General features: G+C 62.9%; 13 protein-coding genes and 1 tRNA gene. 7 read left to right on the top strand and 7 right to left on the bottom strand.

Translation table 11 applies throughout. The features are described from left to right. Nucleotides 1-93 precede the first annotated feature (93 nt). Nucleotides 94-2,346, bottom strand: coding sequence for a DNA topoisomerase IV subunit A (gene parC, locus AC0L25_RS27435; RefSeq protein WP_473598371.1), 2,253 nt, complete (start codon nt 2,344-2,346; stop codon nt 94-96). A gap of 265 nt (nt 2,347-2,611) precedes the next feature. Here parC and AC0L25_RS27430 point away from each other — a divergent pair, with 265 nt between their 5' ends. After that, nucleotides 2,612-3,802, top strand: coding sequence for a hypothetical protein (locus tag AC0L25_RS27430; RefSeq protein WP_473598370.1), 1,191 nt, complete (start codon nt 2,612-2,614; stop codon nt 3,800-3,802). Between the two features lie 265 nt (nt 3,803-4,067). Here AC0L25_RS27430 and aspS read toward each other — a convergent pair whose 3' ends face one another. Then, a complete protein-coding gene (gene aspS, locus AC0L25_RS27425) occupies nt 4,068-5,858 on the bottom strand; it encodes an aspartate--tRNA ligase (protein ID WP_473598373.1) in 1,791 nt (596 codons plus the stop codon). A 260-nt stretch (nt 5,859-6,118) separates the two neighbouring features. Here aspS and AC0L25_RS27420 point away from each other — a divergent pair, with 260 nt between their 5' ends. The 3 genes from AC0L25_RS27420 to rnd all read left to right on the top strand — a co-directional run bounded on the left by AC0L25_RS27420 (nt 6,119) and on the right by rnd (nt 9,284). Next, complete coding sequence (locus tag AC0L25_RS27420; protein ID WP_473598369.1) at nt 6,119-6,622, top strand: DUF2380 domain-containing protein; 504 nt, start codon at nt 6,119-6,121, stop codon at nt 6,620-6,622. Between the two features lie 168 nt (nt 6,623-6,790). Next, complete coding sequence (locus tag AC0L25_RS27415) at nt 6,791-8,035, top strand: MFS transporter (RefSeq protein ID WP_287055035.1); 1,245 nt, start codon at nt 6,791-6,793, stop codon at nt 8,033-8,035. A gap of 97 nt (nt 8,036-8,132) precedes the next feature. Beyond that, nucleotides 8,133-9,284: a ribonuclease D gene (rnd, locus tag AC0L25_RS27410; protein WP_473598368.1), complete on the top strand. Its 1,152-nt coding sequence runs from the start codon at nt 8,133-8,135 to the stop codon at nt 9,282-9,284. An 18-nt stretch (nt 9,285-9,302) separates the two neighbouring features. Here rnd and AC0L25_RS27405 read toward each other — a convergent pair whose 3' ends face one another. From AC0L25_RS27405 to AC0L25_RS27395, 3 genes are all read right to left on the bottom strand, one after another. Then, nucleotides 9,303-9,848 (bottom strand): hypothetical protein, encoded by a 546-nt coding sequence (locus AC0L25_RS27405; protein WP_473598367.1) that lies wholly within the window; start codon nt 9,846-9,848, stop codon nt 9,303-9,305. Between the two features lie 25 nt (nt 9,849-9,873). After that, complete coding sequence (gene guaB / locus AC0L25_RS27400) at nt 9,874-11,376, bottom strand: IMP dehydrogenase (RefSeq protein WP_473598366.1); 1,503 nt, start codon at nt 11,374-11,376, stop codon at nt 9,874-9,876. A 277-nt stretch (nt 11,377-11,653) separates the two neighbouring features. After that, the gene (locus tag AC0L25_RS27395) at nt 11,654-11,929 is read right to left on the bottom strand and encodes a hypothetical protein (protein WP_473598365.1); all 276 of its coding nucleotides are present in this window, start codon (nt 11,927-11,929) and stop codon (nt 11,654-11,656) included. Between the two features lie 334 nt (nt 11,930-12,263). Here AC0L25_RS27395 and AC0L25_RS27390 point away from each other — a divergent pair, with 334 nt between their 5' ends. Continuing rightward, nucleotides 12,264-13,682 carry a DHA2 family efflux MFS transporter permease subunit gene (locus AC0L25_RS27390; protein ID WP_473598364.1) on the top strand — a complete coding sequence of 473 codons (1,419 nt, stop codon included), beginning with the start codon at nt 12,264-12,266 and terminating at the stop codon, nt 13,680-13,682. 223 nt (nt 13,683-13,905) lie between these two features. On the opposite strand, the gene AC0L25_RS27385 is transcribed toward AC0L25_RS27390, so the two are convergent. Both AC0L25_RS27385 and AC0L25_RS27380 read right to left on the bottom strand, forming a co-directional pair. Continuing rightward, nucleotides 13,906-14,616, bottom strand: coding sequence for an RlmE family RNA methyltransferase (locus tag AC0L25_RS27385; RefSeq protein WP_473598363.1), 711 nt, complete (start codon nt 14,614-14,616; stop codon nt 13,906-13,908). Nucleotides 14,617-14,979: 363 nt separating this feature from the next. Beyond that, nucleotides 14,980-16,359, bottom strand: a complete 1,380-nt coding sequence (locus tag AC0L25_RS27380; RefSeq protein ID WP_473598362.1) for a Ppx/GppA phosphatase family protein — start codon at nt 16,357-16,359, stop codon at nt 14,980-14,982. A 293-nt stretch (nt 16,360-16,652) separates the two neighbouring features. Here AC0L25_RS27380 and AC0L25_RS27375 point away from each other — a divergent pair, with 293 nt between their 5' ends. Both AC0L25_RS27375 and AC0L25_RS27370 read left to right on the top strand, forming a co-directional pair. Beyond that, entirely contained in the window at nt 16,653-17,585 is a 933-nt protein-coding gene (locus tag AC0L25_RS27375; protein WP_473598361.1) for a lysylphosphatidylglycerol synthase domain-containing protein, read from the top strand. Between the two features lie 345 nt (nt 17,586-17,930). Next, nucleotides 17,931-18,004 (top strand) — tRNA-Gln (locus AC0L25_RS27370). Nucleotides 18,005-18,161 lie beyond the last annotated feature (157 nt).

Below are 18,161 nucleotides of genomic sequence, written 5' to 3'. Positions count from 1 at the left end.
GTGGCAAAATGATGCGTGCAGGCTGGAACGATGCTTATCTCTTCCAGCTCATGACTCAAATGCGATAGCCCTGCCCTCAAGAGGGGAGATTACCTACCCGAATTTCCCCGTCCTCGGGAATCCCTTCGGCACCATGCGTCCGGCCGAGGCGCGAGCACCGATCCACTCAATCAGCTCTTCGCGTGATTTGATGAAGGTGCGGTCGGCCGAATCCTGCCAGGAGAGACCGCCTGCGAGCGTGAAGGTCTTGAGGTCGAGGACGCCGCCGTCCTTGTATTTCTGCAGGCGAACGCCCTTGCCGCGACCCATCTCAGGAATCTCGGCTAGCGGGAAGACCAGCATCTTGCGGTTCTCGCCGACGATGGCGAGATGGTCGCCAGCGACCGGCACGCAGCGCTGGGCCTCGTCGGGCGCCTTGACGTTCATGACCTGCTTGCCCTTGCGGGTGTTGGCGACGACTTCCTCTTCCGGCACGATGAAGCCGTTGCCGTCGTGAGACACCAGCAGCAGCTTGCGCTTGGGATCATGGACAAAGGCGGTGACGATGTCCTGGTCGTTGTCCATGTCGACGATGATGCGGATCGGTTCGCCGTGGCCGCGTCCGCCCGGCAGCCGGTCGGCGCCGATCGTGTAGAACTTGCCGCCGGTGGTGAAGACCAGCACCTTGTCGGTGGTCTGGGCGTGGAAGGCGAGCTTGAGGCTGTCTCCCTCCTTGAAGGTCAGCAACGAATGGTCGGTCAGATGACCTTTCATTGCCCTGAGCCAGCCCTTTTCCGAAACGACCACGGTGACCGGCTCGCGCTCGATCATCGCATGGGCGATGTCGGTCAGGTCATGTTCGGGCGCGTCGGCGAACTGGGTCCGGCGCTTGCCGAGTTCGGTTTCCGGTCCGAATTTCTCGCGGATGCTGGAGACTTCCCACTTGATCGTCGACCACTGCCTGGCGTCGGACGCAAGCAGCGTCTCGATCTGCTTTTTCTCGATAGTGAGGCCGTCGAATTCCTTGCGGATCTCGAATTCCTCGAGCTTGCGCAGGGCCCTCAGCCGCATGTTGAGGATGGCTTCGGCCTGGTTGTCGGTGAGCGACCAGCGAGCCATCATAACTTGCTTGGGCTCGTCCTCCTCGCGGATGATCCTGATCACCTCGTCGATGTTGAGATAGGCGATCAGATAGCCGGCGAGGATCTCCAGCCGCCTTTCGATCTCGCCCAAGCGATGCCTGGAGCGGCGGATCAGCACCTCGCGGCGGTGCTCCAGCCATTCCCTAAGCACGCCTTTCAGCGACAGCACGTTGGGTATCTTGCCGCGCGACAGGACGTTCATGTTGAGCGGAAAGCGGCTTTCGAGCTCGGTCAGCTTGAACAGCGATTCCATCAGGATGCCGGGATCGACCGAACGGCTCTTCGGCACCAGCACAACGCGGACGTCTTCGGCGCTCTCGTCGCGGATGTCTTCGAGCAGCGGCAATTTGCGCGCCATCAGAAGCTCGGCGATCTTTTCGATCAGCCGCGCTTTCTGGACGCCGTAGGGGATTTCGGTGACGACGATGCTCCAGGTGCCCCTGCCCTGGTCCTCCTGGCTCCATTTCGCCCGGACGCGGAAACCACCGCGACCGGTTTCGTAGGCTTCGAGGATCGAGGCCCGGCTATCGACGATGATGCCGCCGGTCGGGAAATCCGGACCTTGGACGAAGTCCATCAACGTCGTCACCGGCGCATCCGGATGCTCGATCAGATGCAGCGCCGCGTCGCAGAGCTCGGCGGCATTGTGCGGCGGGATGGAGGTCGCCATGCCGACGGCAATGCCGGACGAGCCGTTGGCGAGCAGGTTCGGGAAGGCGCCGGGCAGCACGACCGGCTCCTCATCCTCCTCATTGTAGGTCGGCCGGTAGTCGACCGCATCCTCGGTGATGCCGGACAGCAGTTCGGTCGCCACGTCGGTCATGCGCGCTTCGGTGTAGCGCATGGCGGCGGCGTTATCGCCATCGATATTGCCGAAATTGCCCTGCCCGTCGACCAGGGGATAGCGCATAGAAAAATCCTGCGCCAGCCGCACCAGGGCGTCGTAGATCGACTGGTCGCCATGCGGATGGAACTTGCCCATCACCTCGCCGACGATGCGGGCGCATTTGGCGAACCCCTGGTCGGGGTTGAGCCTGAGCAACCGCATGGCATGCATGATGCGGCGATGGACCGGCTTCAGCCCGTCGCGCACATCCGGCAGCGCCCGGTGCATGATGGTCGACAGCGCATAGGCGAGATAGCGCTCTTCCAGCGCTTTCTTCAGATCGACCGGCTCGATGTTGTCGCCACCGCCATCGCCAGGCGGCAAAAGCCTTTTTCCCATGGGCTGGGACTAGCCGAGCGGGTGATTCGCGGCAAGAGGCGCTTGAACGCGCCGCCCTTCCGCAACACGAGCTAAACGCACTGCTGCGCCGACCAACATCAATCGGTTACATCCCGGCTCTATGGCAATGGATCGGATTTGCCTTTCGCCGTGGTTTTCGCCCATTGTGCGGGAGAACGCCTTTTTCCCGTCCAGTTCGTCACGGAAGGGTGACGGCGCAAAGAATTGAAAAGACAATCTTCAGGATACTCTCAGGGGACTCGCGATGACGATCAGACGCTCGACACTCAACAAACTTGCTTTTTCGACGTTTTTGCTGACGCTGCCGCTGAACGCGGCGTTCGCCCAGGATGCGGCGGTCGCCGACCGGCTGAGGGCGGCTCTCGCCGCCCAGGGCGTCGACATTTCCTGGACCGGGGTGACGGGCGATGCCTCCAGCATGGTGCTGCAAGGCGTGGCGTTCAAACCGGCGGCCGAAAAGGAAGCGTTCAAGATCGGCGACGTCAAACTCGAAGGCGTGACCGAAGCCAACGGCGGCTATGAAATCGAAACCGTCGCGACTTCGGCGTTCCAGCACAGCGAGGACGGCGTCACGGTCGACCTCAGCCCCTTCATCATCCACGACATGACGGTTCCGGCCGACGGCGCCACAGGCCCGCTGGGTTCAATGATGATGTATAAATCGGCGGAGCTCGACAACATGACGGTCAAGGTTGCCGACAAGACCGCATTCTCGATGGACGGGCTCGCCATCGAAATCACCCCACCGGCCGACGGCAAGGCGATGGAATTTTCCGGGACCACGGAAAAGTTCAATGCCGACCTGACGCTGGTCGAGGACCCGAAGTCCAAGGACGTGATCAACGCGCTCGGTTACCAGAACATCACCGGAAACCTAGCAATGGAGGGCACCTGGCAGCCTGCGGACGGCAAGATGGAGCTGTCGAAATACGACATCTCCGTCGACAATGCCGGAACGCTCGGCATGACCTTCGGTCTCGGCGGCTACACGTTGGACGTCATCAAGTCGCTGCAGGAGATGCAGAAGAAGATGGCGGCTCAGCCGGAAGGCGCCGACAATTCGGCGCAAGGCATGGCCATGCTCGGCGTGCTGCAGCAGCTTTCGTTCAACAGCGCTTCGATCCGCTTCGACGACGATTCGCTGACCAACAAGGTGCTGGATTATGTCGGCAAGCAGCAAGGCATGTCCGGCAAGGACATCGCCAACCAGGCCAAGGCGATCGTGCCTTTCGGTATGGCGCAGCTCAACAACCCCGAATTGACGGCGCAGGTGTCGGCGGCGGTCGGCAAATTTCTCGACGATCCGCAGAGCCTCGAAATCTTGGCCGAGCCGCCGGCGGCGGTGCCGTTCGCGCTGATCATGGCGGGCGCCATGTCCAACCCGGTGGACCTGACGAAGACACTTGGCGTGACAGTCAAGGCGAACGAGGACTGACCGGCACGTCTCTGGCCGGTTTTGCAAAATGCGCTTGCATTGGAAGTGTCAGCGCCGCCCCTCATCCGCCTGCCGGCACCTTCTCCCCGTATAGTGACGGGGAGAAGGGAGATCGCCGCGACGTTGGCGCCCATTTTGCAACGCAGGCAGCTGGCGAAACCATTCGTGACGGCTCTTTCTCCGTCACTATACGAGGAGAAAGGCCCGGCAGGGCAATGAGGGGCAGCGCAAACCAACAGCGTTTAGAATCGGTTGCGGGAGGTTTTTAACCCTCTTTCTTGGTCACGGCGACGCGCAGCCACAATTCGCGAAGCTGCTGCGGGCTGGCTTCCGACGGCGCGCTCATCAACAGGTCATAGGCCTGCTGGTTCATCGGGAACATCGTCACTTCACGCAGGTTCCTGGCGCCGACCAAAAGCATAACGACGCGGTCGATGCCGGCCGCCATGCCGCCATGCGGCGGTGCTCCGTACTGGAAGGCGCGGTAGAGGCCACCGAAGCGCTCCTCGACCGTCTCGCGGTCCAGCCCGACGATTTCGAATGCCTTGACCATCGTTTCCGGCAAATGGTTGCGGATGCCGCCGGAGGCGATCTCAAAACCATTGCAGACCATGTCATACTGGAACGCCTTGATGCCGAGCAGGTCCTCGCCGTTGAGCGCATCGATGCCGCCTTGCGGCATCGAAAATGGGTTGTGGGCGAAATCGATCTTTTTCTCGTCCTCGTTCCATTCGTAGAACGGGAAGTCGACGATCCAGCACAGTTCGAAGCGGTCGCGGTCGACAAGGTTCAGCTCCTCGCCGGCGCGGGTGCGCGCCGCTCCCGCGAACGAGACGAACTTCTTCGGGTCACCGGCGACGAAGAAGGCGGCGTCGCCATCGGCAAGGCCAAGCTGGAGGCGGATCACCTCGGTGCGCTCCTCGCCGATGTTCTTGGCGAGCGGACCGGCGCCTTCGAGCTTTTCGCCTTCCTTGCGCCAGAAGATGTAGCCGAGACCGGGCTGGCCCTCGCCTTGCGCCCAGGAATTCATGCGATCGCAGAAGGCTCTGCTGCCGCCGGTCCTGGCCGGAATGGCCCAGACTTCGGCCTTCGGGTCGTTGGCAAGGATGTTGGCGAACACCTTGAAGCCGGAATCGCGGAAATGATCGGAGACCGCCTGCATCTCGATCGGGTTGCGCAGGTCCGGCTTGTCGGTGCCGTATTTGCGCATCGCCACATCGTAAGGAATGCGCTGGAATTCCTGCGTCACCGGCTTGCCGGCGGCAAAGGTCTCGAACACGCCGCGCATTACCGGCTCCATGGTCGCCAGTACGTCGTCCTGCTCGACGAAGCTCATCTCCAGGTCGAGCTGGTAGAATTCGCCCGGCAGGCGGTCGGCGCGCGGGTCCTCGTCGCGGAAACAGGGCGCGATCTGGAAGTAACGGTCGAAGCCCGACACCATGATCAATTGCTTATATATCTGCGGTGCCTGCGGCAGAGCGTAGAAGGTGCCGGGATGGATGCGCGACGGGACCAGGAAGTCGCGCGCGCCTTCGGGCGACGAAGCGGTCAGGATCGGCGTCGAGAATTCGGTGAAGCCGACCTCGCCCATGCGCTTGCGCATCTCGGCGATGATTTTCGTACGTGCCACGATGTTCTTGTGCAGCGTGTCGCGGCGCAGGTCGAGGAAGCGGTATTTGAGACGGATGTCCTCGGGATAATCCGGCTCGCCGAACACCGGCAGCGGCAATTCCTTGGCCGCCGACAGCACCTCGATCTCGCGCGCGAAAACCTCGATCTCGCCGGTCGGCAAATTGGCGTTGGCGGTCTCGGCCAGTCGCGCCTTGACCTCGCCGTCGACGCGGATCACCCATTCGCCGCGCACGGTCTCGGCAACCTTGAAGGCCGGCGAATCCGGGTCGGCGACGATCTGGGTCAGGCCATAATGGTCGCGCAGATCGATGAAGAGCAGGCCGCCATGGTCGCGAACGCGATGCACCCAGCCCGACAGACGAACGGAAGAGCCGACGTCGCTCTTCCTCAACTGGGCACAGGTATGGCTGCGGTAACGATGCATTGTCATTGATAAGTCCGGATGTTGATTGCGGCCAAGGCATGATGGCCCGGCCCGAAAATTTGGGCGAAAAGCACATGAGAGGCCGCCTTTGTCAAGGCAGGCGGCGCACGGGCAGCATCTCTCGGTTTGAACTTCGGCTTGTAAACCCTGGCTGTGTGAAAACTCCACACCACAGTCAAAGCGTAGAATTTGCTCCGCTCGATCGTGATCGGGGTGGTCAAGCGGTGTACAATGGCCGTCATATTGACGGGACGACTACCATGCGCTTTCGAACATTGACTGTCCTGGTGACGCTGCTTGTCGGCACCTGCGCATTTGCACAGGCCCAGACAACGCCGATGTCAATCGAGGTGTTTCCATTCGAATTGGAGGATAAGAGCGCCGGGGCAGGAATAATTCCGCCGGATGAACACGATAGGCGCTATCTGTCCGAGTCGGCACAAGTTGCGAAGGACATGCTCTCCCAGTCCGGACGTATTACAGTGGTTGATGCGCCAGCGACAGATGAGCAGGCGGTTGCACCGCACGGATTGCGCAATTGCGGTGGCTGTGAAAGCAAAATCGCCAAAGAGCACGGCGCATCTCTTGCGCTGCTGGACGTCGTGACGCGCGTCAACCGAACAGAACATACCATGTTCATTCGCATACTCGACGCAGAAACCGGGAAACCTGTTTCGCAGGGCTTTACCGATCTTCGCATGGGTCCGAACTACGCGTGGCCCCGCTCCGTGAAATGGCTGATGACAAACAGAATTCTGCGGTAGGACGGAAGTCACCCGCGTGCGCCATCGGGAGCGCGAAAGATCGCCCCCCCTCAGCAAAAAATCAAACCGAGAAATTGATTGTCGGCGCTGGCCTGCTAACCGCCGGGAATTGCCGCTGGCATTGGCGCGGGCGATGGTTCAAGAAAGATCAACGACAGGCCTTCCTTCATGTCCTCCATGCGTCCGCTGATTCCTCTCCTTATAGCCGCCGGCATCCTGCTCGGCGGCAACGGCCTGCAGAGCACCCTGATCGCGCTGCGCGGTGCGCAGGAGGGATTTTCGGCCTCGACCATCGGCCTGATGGGCACCTTCTATTTCGCCGGCTTCCTGCTCGGCTGCCTCGCCGTCACCCACATCATGAAGGCCGTCGGCCATGTGCGCGCCTTTTCCGCACTGGCGGCGATCGCTTCGGCCGGAACATTGCTTTTGGTGCTGGTCGTCGACCCGGTCATGTGGTGCGCGTTGCGCCTCGCCGGCGGGTTCTGCTTCGCCGGCCTGTTCACCATCATGGAAGCCTGGCTCAATTCCGGGGCCGCCAACAAGGACCGCGCGCGGGTGCTGGCCATCTACCGGATGGTCGACATCGGTTCGGTCACAGGCGCACAGTTCCTGATCCCGATCGTCGGCGCCGGCGGCTTCGCCATCTTCGCCGTCATGTCGATCATGATCACGCTCTCGCTGGTGCCGGTGTCGCTCGGCGACCGCTCCAACCCGACCCCGCCGGAAGACGTCAAACTCGACCTGGCCCGCGTCTGGCGGATCTCGCCGCTCGGCTGCTTCGGCTGCATTGCCGTCGGCGTCACCAACAGCGCCTTCCGCACGTTGTCGCCGGTCTATGCCGAACAGATCGGCATGTCGGTCACCGACGTCGTCACCTTCGTCAGCGTCGGCATCTTCGGCGGCGCCATCATCCAGTATCCGCTCGGCTATCTGTCCGACCGCTGGGACCGGCGTTCCGTGCTGCTGATAACAACGTGCTGCGCGCTGCTCGCATCGCTGGCGCTGGTGTTCTGGGCGCGCAGCGACCCGTCCCTCAATTTCGTGATCGTCTTCATCTTCGGCTGCTTCGCCATGCCGCTCTACTCGCTATCGGCGGCGCATTCCAACGACCGCGCCGACAAGGGCGAGTTTGTGCTGATCAACGCGGCGCTGATGCTGTTCTATTCCTTCGGCGCAATTGGCGGGCCGTTCGCCGCCTCGACGGCGATGCAGTATTTCGGGCCAAGCGCGCTGTTCGTGTTCACCGCCACCGTCTACGCCATCTTCGTCGTCGTCATCCTGTACCGGATGCAGGTGCGATCGGGCGTTCCGGCCGGCCATCGCAGCCGTTTCATCGGCCTTTTGCGCACATCGACGGTGTTCGCCCGACTGGCCAAGCGCAACGATGATTCCGACGGGCCTGCGAAGCAATGATGACGGCCCCTATGTCTTGAACCCGGGGCTGCCGCTTGACGAAAGCCCGCGCGGCTGAAATTGAAGGAGACCTTACCCTTTTGCCAAAAGCGATTTGATGCACGTCATCACCACCCAAGAAGAACTTGAGACCGCTGTTGCCGCGTTCGAAAAGTCGGATTTCGTCACCGTCGACACCGAATTCATTCGCGAGACGACCTTTTGGCCGATCCTCTGCCTGATCCAGATGGCCGCGCCCGGGGTGACGGCGCTGATCGATCCGCTGTCCCCCGACATCGACCTGAAGCCGTTCTTCAGGCTGATGGCCAACGAGGCCATCGTCAAAGTATTCCATGCTGCGCGCCAGGACATCGAAATCATCGTTCATCTCGGGGACCTGGTCCCGCATCCGGTGTTCGACACCCAGGTGGCGGCGATGGTTTGCGGCTTCGGCGACAGCGTCTCCTATGATCAGCTCGTCCAGAAGATCACCGGCGCTCGGCTCGACAAGTCCTCACGTTTCACCGACTGGCGCCACCGGCCGCTTTCCGAAAAGCAGCTCGACTACGCGCTCGCCGACGTCACCCATCTGATCGAGGTCTACCAGCACCTCAGCGCCGAACTGGTGCGGGAAAACCGCGCTCATTGGCTGAACGAAGAGATGGAGGTGCTGACTGCGCGTGAGACCTACGACCCGCATCCGGAGGATGCCTGGAAGCGGCTGAAGATGCGGCTGCGCAAGCCGCAGGAGCTGGCGATCGTGCAAGCGGTGGCGGCATGGCGCGAGCGCGAGGCGCGCGAACGCGACGTGCCGCGCGGCCGGGTGCTCAAGGACGACGCTATCTACGAGGTGGCGCAGCAGGCGCCGCGCGATGCGGCAGCACTCGGCAAGCTGCGCACCACGCCGAAAGGCTGGGAACGCTCAGTGACGGCAACGGCGCTGCTTGGCGCGATTAACACCGCGCTTGCCTTGCCCAGGGAAGACATGCCGAAGCTGCCGAAGAGTTTTCAGCCGCCCGAAGGCTCCAATGCCGCCGCGGAACTGTTGAAAGTGCTGTTGCGGATCGTCGCCGAAAAGGAGGGCGTCGCTTCGAAGGTGCTGGCCTCCAGCGACGACATCGACCGCATCGCCGCCGAGGGCGAGGCCGCCGACGTGCCGGCCTTGCAAGGCTGGCGACGCGCCGTGTTCGGCGAGGCCGCGCTCAAACTAGTGCGCGGCGAGATCGCGATCAAGTTCGACAAGCGCAAGATCGCGCTGTTCGATTTGTAGTCTTGAGCCTGCTTGGTCCTAAGCTTGGCGCTGTTTCTGACCGGCCAGGTGGAAAACCGCGATGACGATCACCGGTATCGCCAGAAGCGCGAATTTGGTGACGATCAGCGCTGAGGCGAAGGACAGCGAATCCGGATTGGCCGACAGGAAATCCGAGAGCAGGCGGGCCACCGCGATGTTCTGCGCATAATCGGCAAGCGTGTAGGGCAGCACCAGGACGAGCGCGAACAGCGACTGGAGCTGCGCGGACAGAGCCCGGAAGTTCTTCAGCCGCCGCCCCGTAGCCAGGATCAGGCTGATCAATGTCAGCGACAGCAGCGCCGGGAACAGCAGGTCGAAGGTCAGGTAGTGCCAGACCAGAATGATCTCGCTGCCGCGGCGGCCGAGCGCCGTCAGCCAGGCCATGCCCTCATCCGGGGTGAAACCGGTCCAGCGCAAATCGAGCGACGGCAGGCCACCACTCAACTGGCGGAAATAGAGGAATTCCATGGCCGTCATGGCGACGAAAACCGCCATCGCGACAAAACAGAGCGCGGCAGCATGGCGTGACAGCCGCAGCATCATTGCCGTCAGGCTTCGTGCGAGCTGGTTAGGCTCCGCCGGGATAATTCGGGCTTTCGCGGGTGATCGTGACATCATGGGCGTGGCTTTCACGAAGTCCGGCGTTGGATATGCGTACAAAGGTGGCGCGATTGCGGAAATCGGCAAGATCGCGACCGCCGACGTACCCCATAGCTGCTTTCAGGCCGCCGGCAAGTTGGTGCAGCACGCCGGACACAGGTCCTTTGTAGGGCACCTGCCCTTCGATGCCTTCCGGCACCAGCTTCAGCGTGTCGCGCACCTCGGCCTGGAAATAGCGGTCGGCGGAGCCGCGCGCCATGGCGCCGACCGAGCCCATGCCGCGATAGGCTTTGAACGAGCGGCCCTGGTGCAGATAGACTTCGCCCGGGCTCTCGTCGGTACCGGCCAGCAGCGAGCCGATCATGGCGGCACTGGCGCCGGCGGCGAGTGCCTTGGCGAGATCGCCGGAATATTTGATGCCGCCATCGGCAATGACCGAGACGCCCGATTTCTGCGCCGTCTCGACCGCCGACATGATCGCCGAAAGCTGCGGCATGCCGACGCCGGCGACGATGCGGGTGGTGCAGATGGAACCGGGCCCGATACCGACCTTGACGGCATCGGCGCCGGCATCGATCAGCGCCAGCGTGCCTTCTGATGTGGCGACGTTGCCGGCCAGGATGCGGACCGAATTGGACAGTTTCTTGGCCCGCGTCACCGCATCGAGCACACGTTGCGAGTGGCCATGTGCGGTGTCGATCACCAGAAGGTCGACGCCGGCGTCGATGAGGCGCTCGGCGCGCTCGAACCCGTCATCGCCGACGCTGGTGGCGGCCGCCGCGCGCAAGCGTCCCTGCACGTCCTTGGTGGCGTGCGGGTTGAGCTGCGATTTCTCGATGTCCTTGACGGTGATAAGCCCGACGCAATTGCCGTCGCTATCGACCACGACCAGCTTCTCGATGCGGTGCTGGTGCAGGAGCCGCTTGGCCTCGTCCTGGTCGACGTTCTCCTTGACCGTGATCAGGTTCTCACGGGTCATCAGCTCGTAGACCTTCTGCGCCGGGTCGGAGGCGAAGCGCACGTCGCGGTTGGTCAGGATGCCGACCAGCCGTCCGACCGTATGCCCGCCAGCGCCGCCATTCTCGACCACGGGAATGCCCGAGATGCTGTAGGTGCGCATCAGACCCAGCGCGTCGGCGAGCGTCGCATCGGGGCCGATGGTGACGGGGTTCACCACCATGCCGGATTCGAATTTCTTGACTTGCCGCACCTGCTCGGCCTGTTCGGCCGGCGAGAAATTGCGGTGGATGACGCCGATGCCGCCGGCCTGGGCCATGGCGATGGCGAGACGCGCCTCGGTCACGGTATCCATGGCGGCGGAGAGGATCGGCACGTTGAGGTCGATATCGCCGGCGATGCGGGTGCGGATATCGGTCTCGCCCGGCATGACCTCGGAATGACCCGGCTGCAGCAGCACGTCGTCAAAGGTCAGCGCCAATGCGCCCGTGGACGTTTCGATAATTTTTGCCATGGCCAGCCCTCGGAATGCATGAAAAGCGCTGGACCGGATGGACAGCGCCGACTCGTCTTCTTCCCTTTCAGGATTGGCGCTGGCTCGTAACACGTCCCGTCGCCGATGAAAAGCCGATTGGTTGTGCACAGGAGGGCTGCGAAGTCAGCTTGATGCCTTTTCGCCGTGACGGATTGGTGAGCGGCATCCGCCGCTGCTCTGCAAGCGCGGCGGGAAGAGAGGCGCGCTCGGACAGTGGGGCAGTTTAAAATTTTGGCGCCGGCAGGCGATAGCTGGCCTAATAATAATCGTAAACGCGCCGCTTGCCCCGCTTGCACTTGATCTGTTCTTTGTATTCGTCGCCTTCCCACTTGCGCTCGATCTTGCAGTTGCCGCGCCGATATTCCTCTTTGTAGCTGTAGCGTTCCCGCTTTCGCTCATAATCATCTTCGTATCGGTAGCGGTCCTGCCATTTGCCATGGTCGCTCTCGTCCTTCCATGGATCGGCAGCAGCCACGTTGATGCCTCCGACAATTGCCACCCATGCGGCAAGGATGGTGCCCAGCATCTTCATGGCGTATCTCCTTCAAAGGGGTTTAACCCGGTCAATCCAGTTCCGGTTCCGGCGCTTTCGCCCTCGTGATCCATTGCTTTGTGACGGCAATTATGCTAGGAATTTATTCACGGTGCTAATTTGCGCCAACGACCCGCCGCCGAGGCGGGTTTTGTTTCGGCCCCATTTTTCGCAGGGCTCCGCACTGGCACGGCTGCCAGGGTCGCGCAAATGTGACGGCAAAGTAAGGCGACATCCGACCCAGCCCGTGGTAACCGCCCTTCGTGTCGGCTTGCCCCCTTTGTCCCAGAGAGACCGCACGTCGGCGGTGAACATTCAAATCCGGACGCGTTCCATGAACCGCACCATTCCGCTTCTCGTGGCGGTCGCTCTTTTCATGGAAAACATGGATTCGACCGTTATCGCGACGTCGCTGCCGACGATCGCCACCGACCTCCAGACCAGCCCGGTCGCGCTCAAGCTGGCGCTGACCGCCTATCTGGTGTCGCTGGCGGTGTTCATTCCGATCAGCGGCTGGATGGCCGACCGCTTCGGCGCCAAGAACGTGTTTCGCGCCGCGATCGCCGTGTTCATCGTCGGTTCGGTCGCTTGCGCGGTGTCCAATTCGCTGCCGGCTTTCGTGATGTCGCGCTTCCTGCAAGGCATTGGCGGCGCCATGATGACGCCGGTGGGACGCCTTGTGCTGGTGCGCGCCACGCCGAAAAGCGAGCTTGTCGCCGCCATGTCCTGGCTGAGCATTCCGGCGCTGGTCGGGCCGCTTGTCGGTCCGCCGGTCGGCGGTTTCATCACCACCTATTTCACCTGGCACTGGATCTTCCTGGTCAATGTGCCGATCGGGCTGATCGGCATCTGGCTCGCCACCCGCTTCCTGCCGCAAACCGAGCCGGCGCAGACGCCGCCGCTCGACTTCATCGGCTTCGTGCTGAGCGGGCTGGCGGCATCGGGCATCGTGTTCGGCCTGTCGGTGGTCAGCCTGCCCGCTTTGCCGCCGATTGCCGGCTTGCTCACCGTGACAGTCGGGCTGGTGTCAGCCGTGCTTTACCTCCTGCATGCGCGCCGCGCCAGGAATCCGCTGCTGGCGCTCGAGCTGTTCCGCAACCAGGTGTTTCGCGCCTCGGTTCTCGGCGGCGGGCTGTTCCGCATCGGCATCGGCGCCGTGCCTTTCCTTTTGCCGCTGATGTTCCAGATCGGCTTCGGGCTGACGCCGTTCCAATCGGGAATGATCACCTTCGTGGCGGCGGTCGGCGCCATCGGCATGAAATTCGTCACGGCGCTGATCTTCAGGGTCGCCGGGTTCCGCCGCGTGCTGATCTTCGGCTCGCTGATCGCGGCGGCATCGATCGCCATCAACGGCTTGTTCACGCCCGACACGCCCTATCTGCTGATCCTGGCCGCCCTGCTCGTCGGCGGTTTCATCCGCTCGATGTTCTTCACCGGCATCAACGCGCTTGCCTATGCCGAGATTTCGACCGCCGACACCAGCAGGGCAACGCCGATCGCCGCGGTGTTCCAGCAACTGTCGATCGCGCTCGGCGTGGCGCTGGCCGGCGGCATCCTGGAAGTATCGACGACAATCCATGGCGGGCCGCTGACGCTGAGCGACTTCCACATCGCGTTCTTTATCGTCGCGGCGGTGTCGGCGGCCGCATCGCTGTCATTCATGCGGCTGGCGCCGGACGCCGGCAACGCCGTGTCGGGCTATGGCGGACTGACGGCGCCCAAGATGCTGGAGGCGGGTCGGCCTGGGAGTTGAGGGCGGAGCGGTGCAGAACCTTTTGGGGCCGGCGGGACAGCGCCCCCCTCTGTCCTGCCGGACATCTCCCCCACTTGGGGGAGATCGGCCGTCATCCCGGCTTTCGCCAATCGCCGAAATGAAGAAGAAGAAGGTACGGCCGACGAAGCTGCCAATCTCCCCCCTCGTGGGGGAGATGTCCGGCAGGACAGAGGGGGGCGCGAAGGAACGCTACCGAGCGGTTTTACACTGCGCCGCTTCCGCCTTTAAAATCCTTCGCCAGTAGATAAAGCTCCACCGACTCGTCGCGCGAGGCCGGCGGCTTGACGTGATGGACCGAGCGGAAATTCTGCTTGAGCCTCGAGAGCAGCTCGTTTTCGGCGCCGCCCTGAAAAGTCTTGGCGAGGAAATGGCCGCCCGGCTTGAGCACCGACAGGGCGAAATCGGCCGCCACCTCGCACAGATACATGGTGCGGATGTGATCGGTCCTTTTATGCCCGGTGGTAGGTGCGGCCATGTCGGAGAGCACGATGTCCGGTTGGCCACCCAGCGTTTCGGCGAGCTTTTCCGGCGCCTGCGGATCGAGAAAATCCATCAACAGCACCGGCGCCCCGGGCACCGCATCCATTTCGAGATAATCGATGCCGACGACATGCGGATGTTCAGCCGTCGATTTCGTGCGCGCGGCGGCGACCTGGCACCAGCCGCCGGGTGCCGCACCAAGGTCGATGACCTTCATGCCGGGCTTGAGCAAATGGTGCTTGTCGTCGATCTCGATCAGCTTGTAAGCCGCGCGCGAGCGGTAGCCGTCGGCCTTGGAGCGCTGGACATAGGGATCGTTGATGTGGCGCTGCAGCCAGCGGCGCGACGATTCCTTCAGGCCGCTTTTCTTCTTGATCCGCGTCTTCAGCACGCGAATTCCGGCAGAGCCTGGCTTTTCTGGTTTCTTGGTCATTGCCTGATTTCTTGTTTGAGTTTTCTCGCTCGCCGAGTTGCGGCCGTTTTTCGGCGGCTGCGCGTTTCGTGAACGGCTTCACCCACTCCGTCGCTGCTTCGCAGCGCCACCTCTCCCCCCTCCGGAGGGAGAGGAAGGGCGCCAGCCTGCATAAGCTCGCGCCCTTCCTCTCCCCCGGCGATCGGGGGAGAGGTGTCGAGCGAAGCTCGACGGAGTGGGGGTCGACTGTTCACCAAAGCAATGCTTCCGCTTAGGTCCGAGAAAACCAGTTGCTACTTTTCGCTGACGCGGACCTTCGGTTCGGGATCATGCATTCTGGTCTGAGCATGATCTTTTCCGAAAACCGGCTGCCACTTTTCGGGATCATGCTCTGCCCCGCCCATTGTTGCGCCAGACGCCGTCGTCGGCCATCAGTTCGCTCAATATGCCCTCGCGCAGGCCGCGGTCGGCGACGCGCAGCCGCTCCGACGGCCACACCGCGCGAATTGCTTCCAGGATAGCGCAGCCGGCCAGCACCAGATCGGCGCGATCGGCGCCGATGCACGGGTTGGCGACGCGCTGCTGAAAATCCCAGCCGACCAGCTTCTCGACCATGCGGTCGACGCTGTCGCGATCCATCCACAGCCCGTCGACCCGGCGGCGGTCGTAGCGTTCCAGGTCGAGGTGGACACCGGCCAGCGTCGTCACCGTGCCCGAGGTGCCGAGCAGGTGGAATTTCGGGCTGGCGAGCACGTGACTCAGCCGGTCGCGCCCATCGAACGCGTGCAGGCGCACGGCCACATCCTCGACCATGGCGGCAAAGATCTCGCGGGTGACCGAGCGGCCGCCGAAGCGCTCGGCCAGCGAGACCACGCCGACCGGCAGCGATGTCCAGGAGACGATGTGGTTGGCGAGCCTCGGCGAGCGGTGGCCGGTGAGGTCGATCAGCGCGATTTCCGAGGAGCCGCCGCCGATGTCGAACAGGACGACGCCTTGCGTGTCGCGGTCGACCAGCGAGCCGCAGCCCGAAACCGCCAGCCGCGCCTCGGTCTGGCGGTCGATGATTTCGAGCTTCAAGCCCGCCTCACGCTCGACGCGTTCGAGGAACTCGGCGCCGTTCGCGGCCGTGCGGCAGGCTTCGGTGGCGATCAGCCGGGCCTTCCTGATCTTGCGGCTGCGCAATTTGTCGCCGCAGATCTTCAGCGCCTCGACAGCACGGTCCATCGCCGGCTGCCCGAGCCGGCCGTTGGCGGTGAGGCCCTCGCCCAGCCTGACGATGCGCGAGAAAGCGTCGATGACGCGGAACTGGCCGTGGCGCGTCGGCACCGCCACCAGCAGCCGGCAATTGTTGGTGCCGAGATCGAGTGCGGCAAACACCGGCAGTTCCTGCACCGGCGGGCGGCGAACATCCTGCTCCGGCCTGCTCGGCGCAGCTAAGGCCAAAGGCGCGACGATCGCCTCGGGCGGGCGGCTGGTTGGAGCGCTGCCCGCGGGCGCCGACAGTCCGGCCGCTGCGAGATGAGCGTCATCGCGCACAAAGACCTTGCGGCCGCGCCGACGTTTTCGCCGCTTCCTGGTCTTGGCCTTCTGATTCTGGCCATTCTGATGCTGGGACGCGTCGCCTGCCTGTCCGTGACCGGACCAAGGCTGCACCGGGCGGCCGTTCTGCCGGCCGGCGGGTGGGCTTGCCTGGCCCGAAGGCGGCGGCGAAGCCCTGGACACGCCCACTTCCGGCGCGCCAGCGCCGGTGTCGTGGTCTTCCAATTCAGTTCCTTCCGGCGCCGCGCGAACCGGAGACCGGACGCAGCAGGCGCTTTCATGTGTTCCAAGTTGCCGCCAGACTAGCAGCGCCGGGCCGGATCACCAAGAGCGCATGGGCCGAATTTTGCCGGCGGCGTGAAGCGCCAGCAGAGGACGAGCCGCGCGTTGCCGGTTGAATAGCCGGCTTCGATAAGGCATTTCTGAAATGGCGGGAATGGAACATTCGGAATCGCGGCCAGTTTTCCTGACGCGAACCCGAAAAGGGCAACGGGGCTGCAGCGCATGATCGTCACGCCATGAATTGGAGGCGCTATTTCTGGCCGGTCGTCGGCGTTGCGGCGGTCGTCTTCTCGCTGTGGCTGCTGCTGCATGAGCTGCGCGGCATCTCGCTCGACGATGTCTGGGACGGCATCGTTGCCATCCCTGCCCGCGGCTGGGTGCTCGCCGCGCTGAGCTCGGTCATCGCCTATGCATCGCTGGCCGGCTACGACCACATCGCGCTCCTGCATATCGGCAGGCGAGTCTCTTGGCTGTTCGTCACCTTCTGCTCATTCACCACCTATGCGCTGTCGCACAATATCGGCGGCTCGGTATTTTCAGGCGCGGTGATCCGCTACCGCGCTTACGGAACCAGGGGCCTGACCGGAAAGGATGTCGGCGTGCTGGTGGCGATCTGCTGGATCACCTTCGTGCTGTCGACGATCCTCGTCTCCGGCCTCGTGCTGGTCTTCGAGCCTGAAATCATCGACCGGTTTTCCGGCGCACCGCACCATGGCCTGACAATGGCCGCGGGCGTCGCCATGCTGCTCCTGGTGGCGGCCTATATCTTCGGCAGCTGGCTGCATCTCAGGCCGCTGAAGATCGGCAGCTTCCAGGTCCATTATCCAGCCCTGCCGATCGTCGCGCGGCAATTGCTGATCGGCCCGATCGAGCTTCTGGCGGCGGCGGCGATCATCTTCTTCGCCCTGCCCGTATCAGGCAATCCCGGCTATTTCGTCGTGCTCGGCGTCTTCCTGGTGTCGTTCTCGATCGCCCAGATCTCGCATGCGCCGGGCGGGCTCGGCGTGTTCGAGGTCGTCTTCCTCGCCGGGCTATCGCATATGGACCCGGTCGGCGTGCTGGCAGCACTGCTGGTGTTCCGGCTGTTCTACCTGATCATCCCGTTGGTGATAGCGCTCGGCGTCGTGCTGTATTTTGAGCACTCGCAGCTCGGGCGGAGTGGGAAATGAGATGCCGGGGTAATCGCATCAGACTAACGACGACGTCATGTCTGAGACAATCAATCGTCGATGTCGGCGCCGCCCCTCATCTGCCTGCCGGCATCTTCTCCCCGTGAAGAACGGGGAGAAGGGACCTAGCGGCAACGCCGGCGACCCCCTCTCCCCGTCCTTCACGGGGAGAGGGCCGGGGTGAGGGGCAGCGCAAACGCCCACAAGAGTGAGGGCAGGTCAAAACCTGAAGCGATTGCGCTAATTGAAGGGCTGGGCAGGCTTGACTATTTTCCGGCGGCGGCTACAAGGCACGCGCGGCGACATCGCCGCCCTGCCCGCGCGGTTTCTTCAACCGCGCCCTGCTGGGGAATAGGTTAACGGTAGACCCACGGACTCTGACTCCGTTAGTCCTGGTTCGAATCCAGGTTCCCCAGCCAGTTGATTTCCTAAAGATAGATCATAGTTTATGTGCACAGGAAGGACTGTGCCCACACTACATGACAGTGATGGCTGAGAGGTCGGGAATCAGTTGGAATGAAGGATTCATCTCTTGCAAAGAAGGATCCTCATCATGGCTTATCTTCTCGGTGCTCT

This window comes from Mesorhizobium sp. WSM4813 (assembly GCF_055811555.1).
This window is presented reverse-complemented; position numbering and strand designations above follow the sequence as displayed.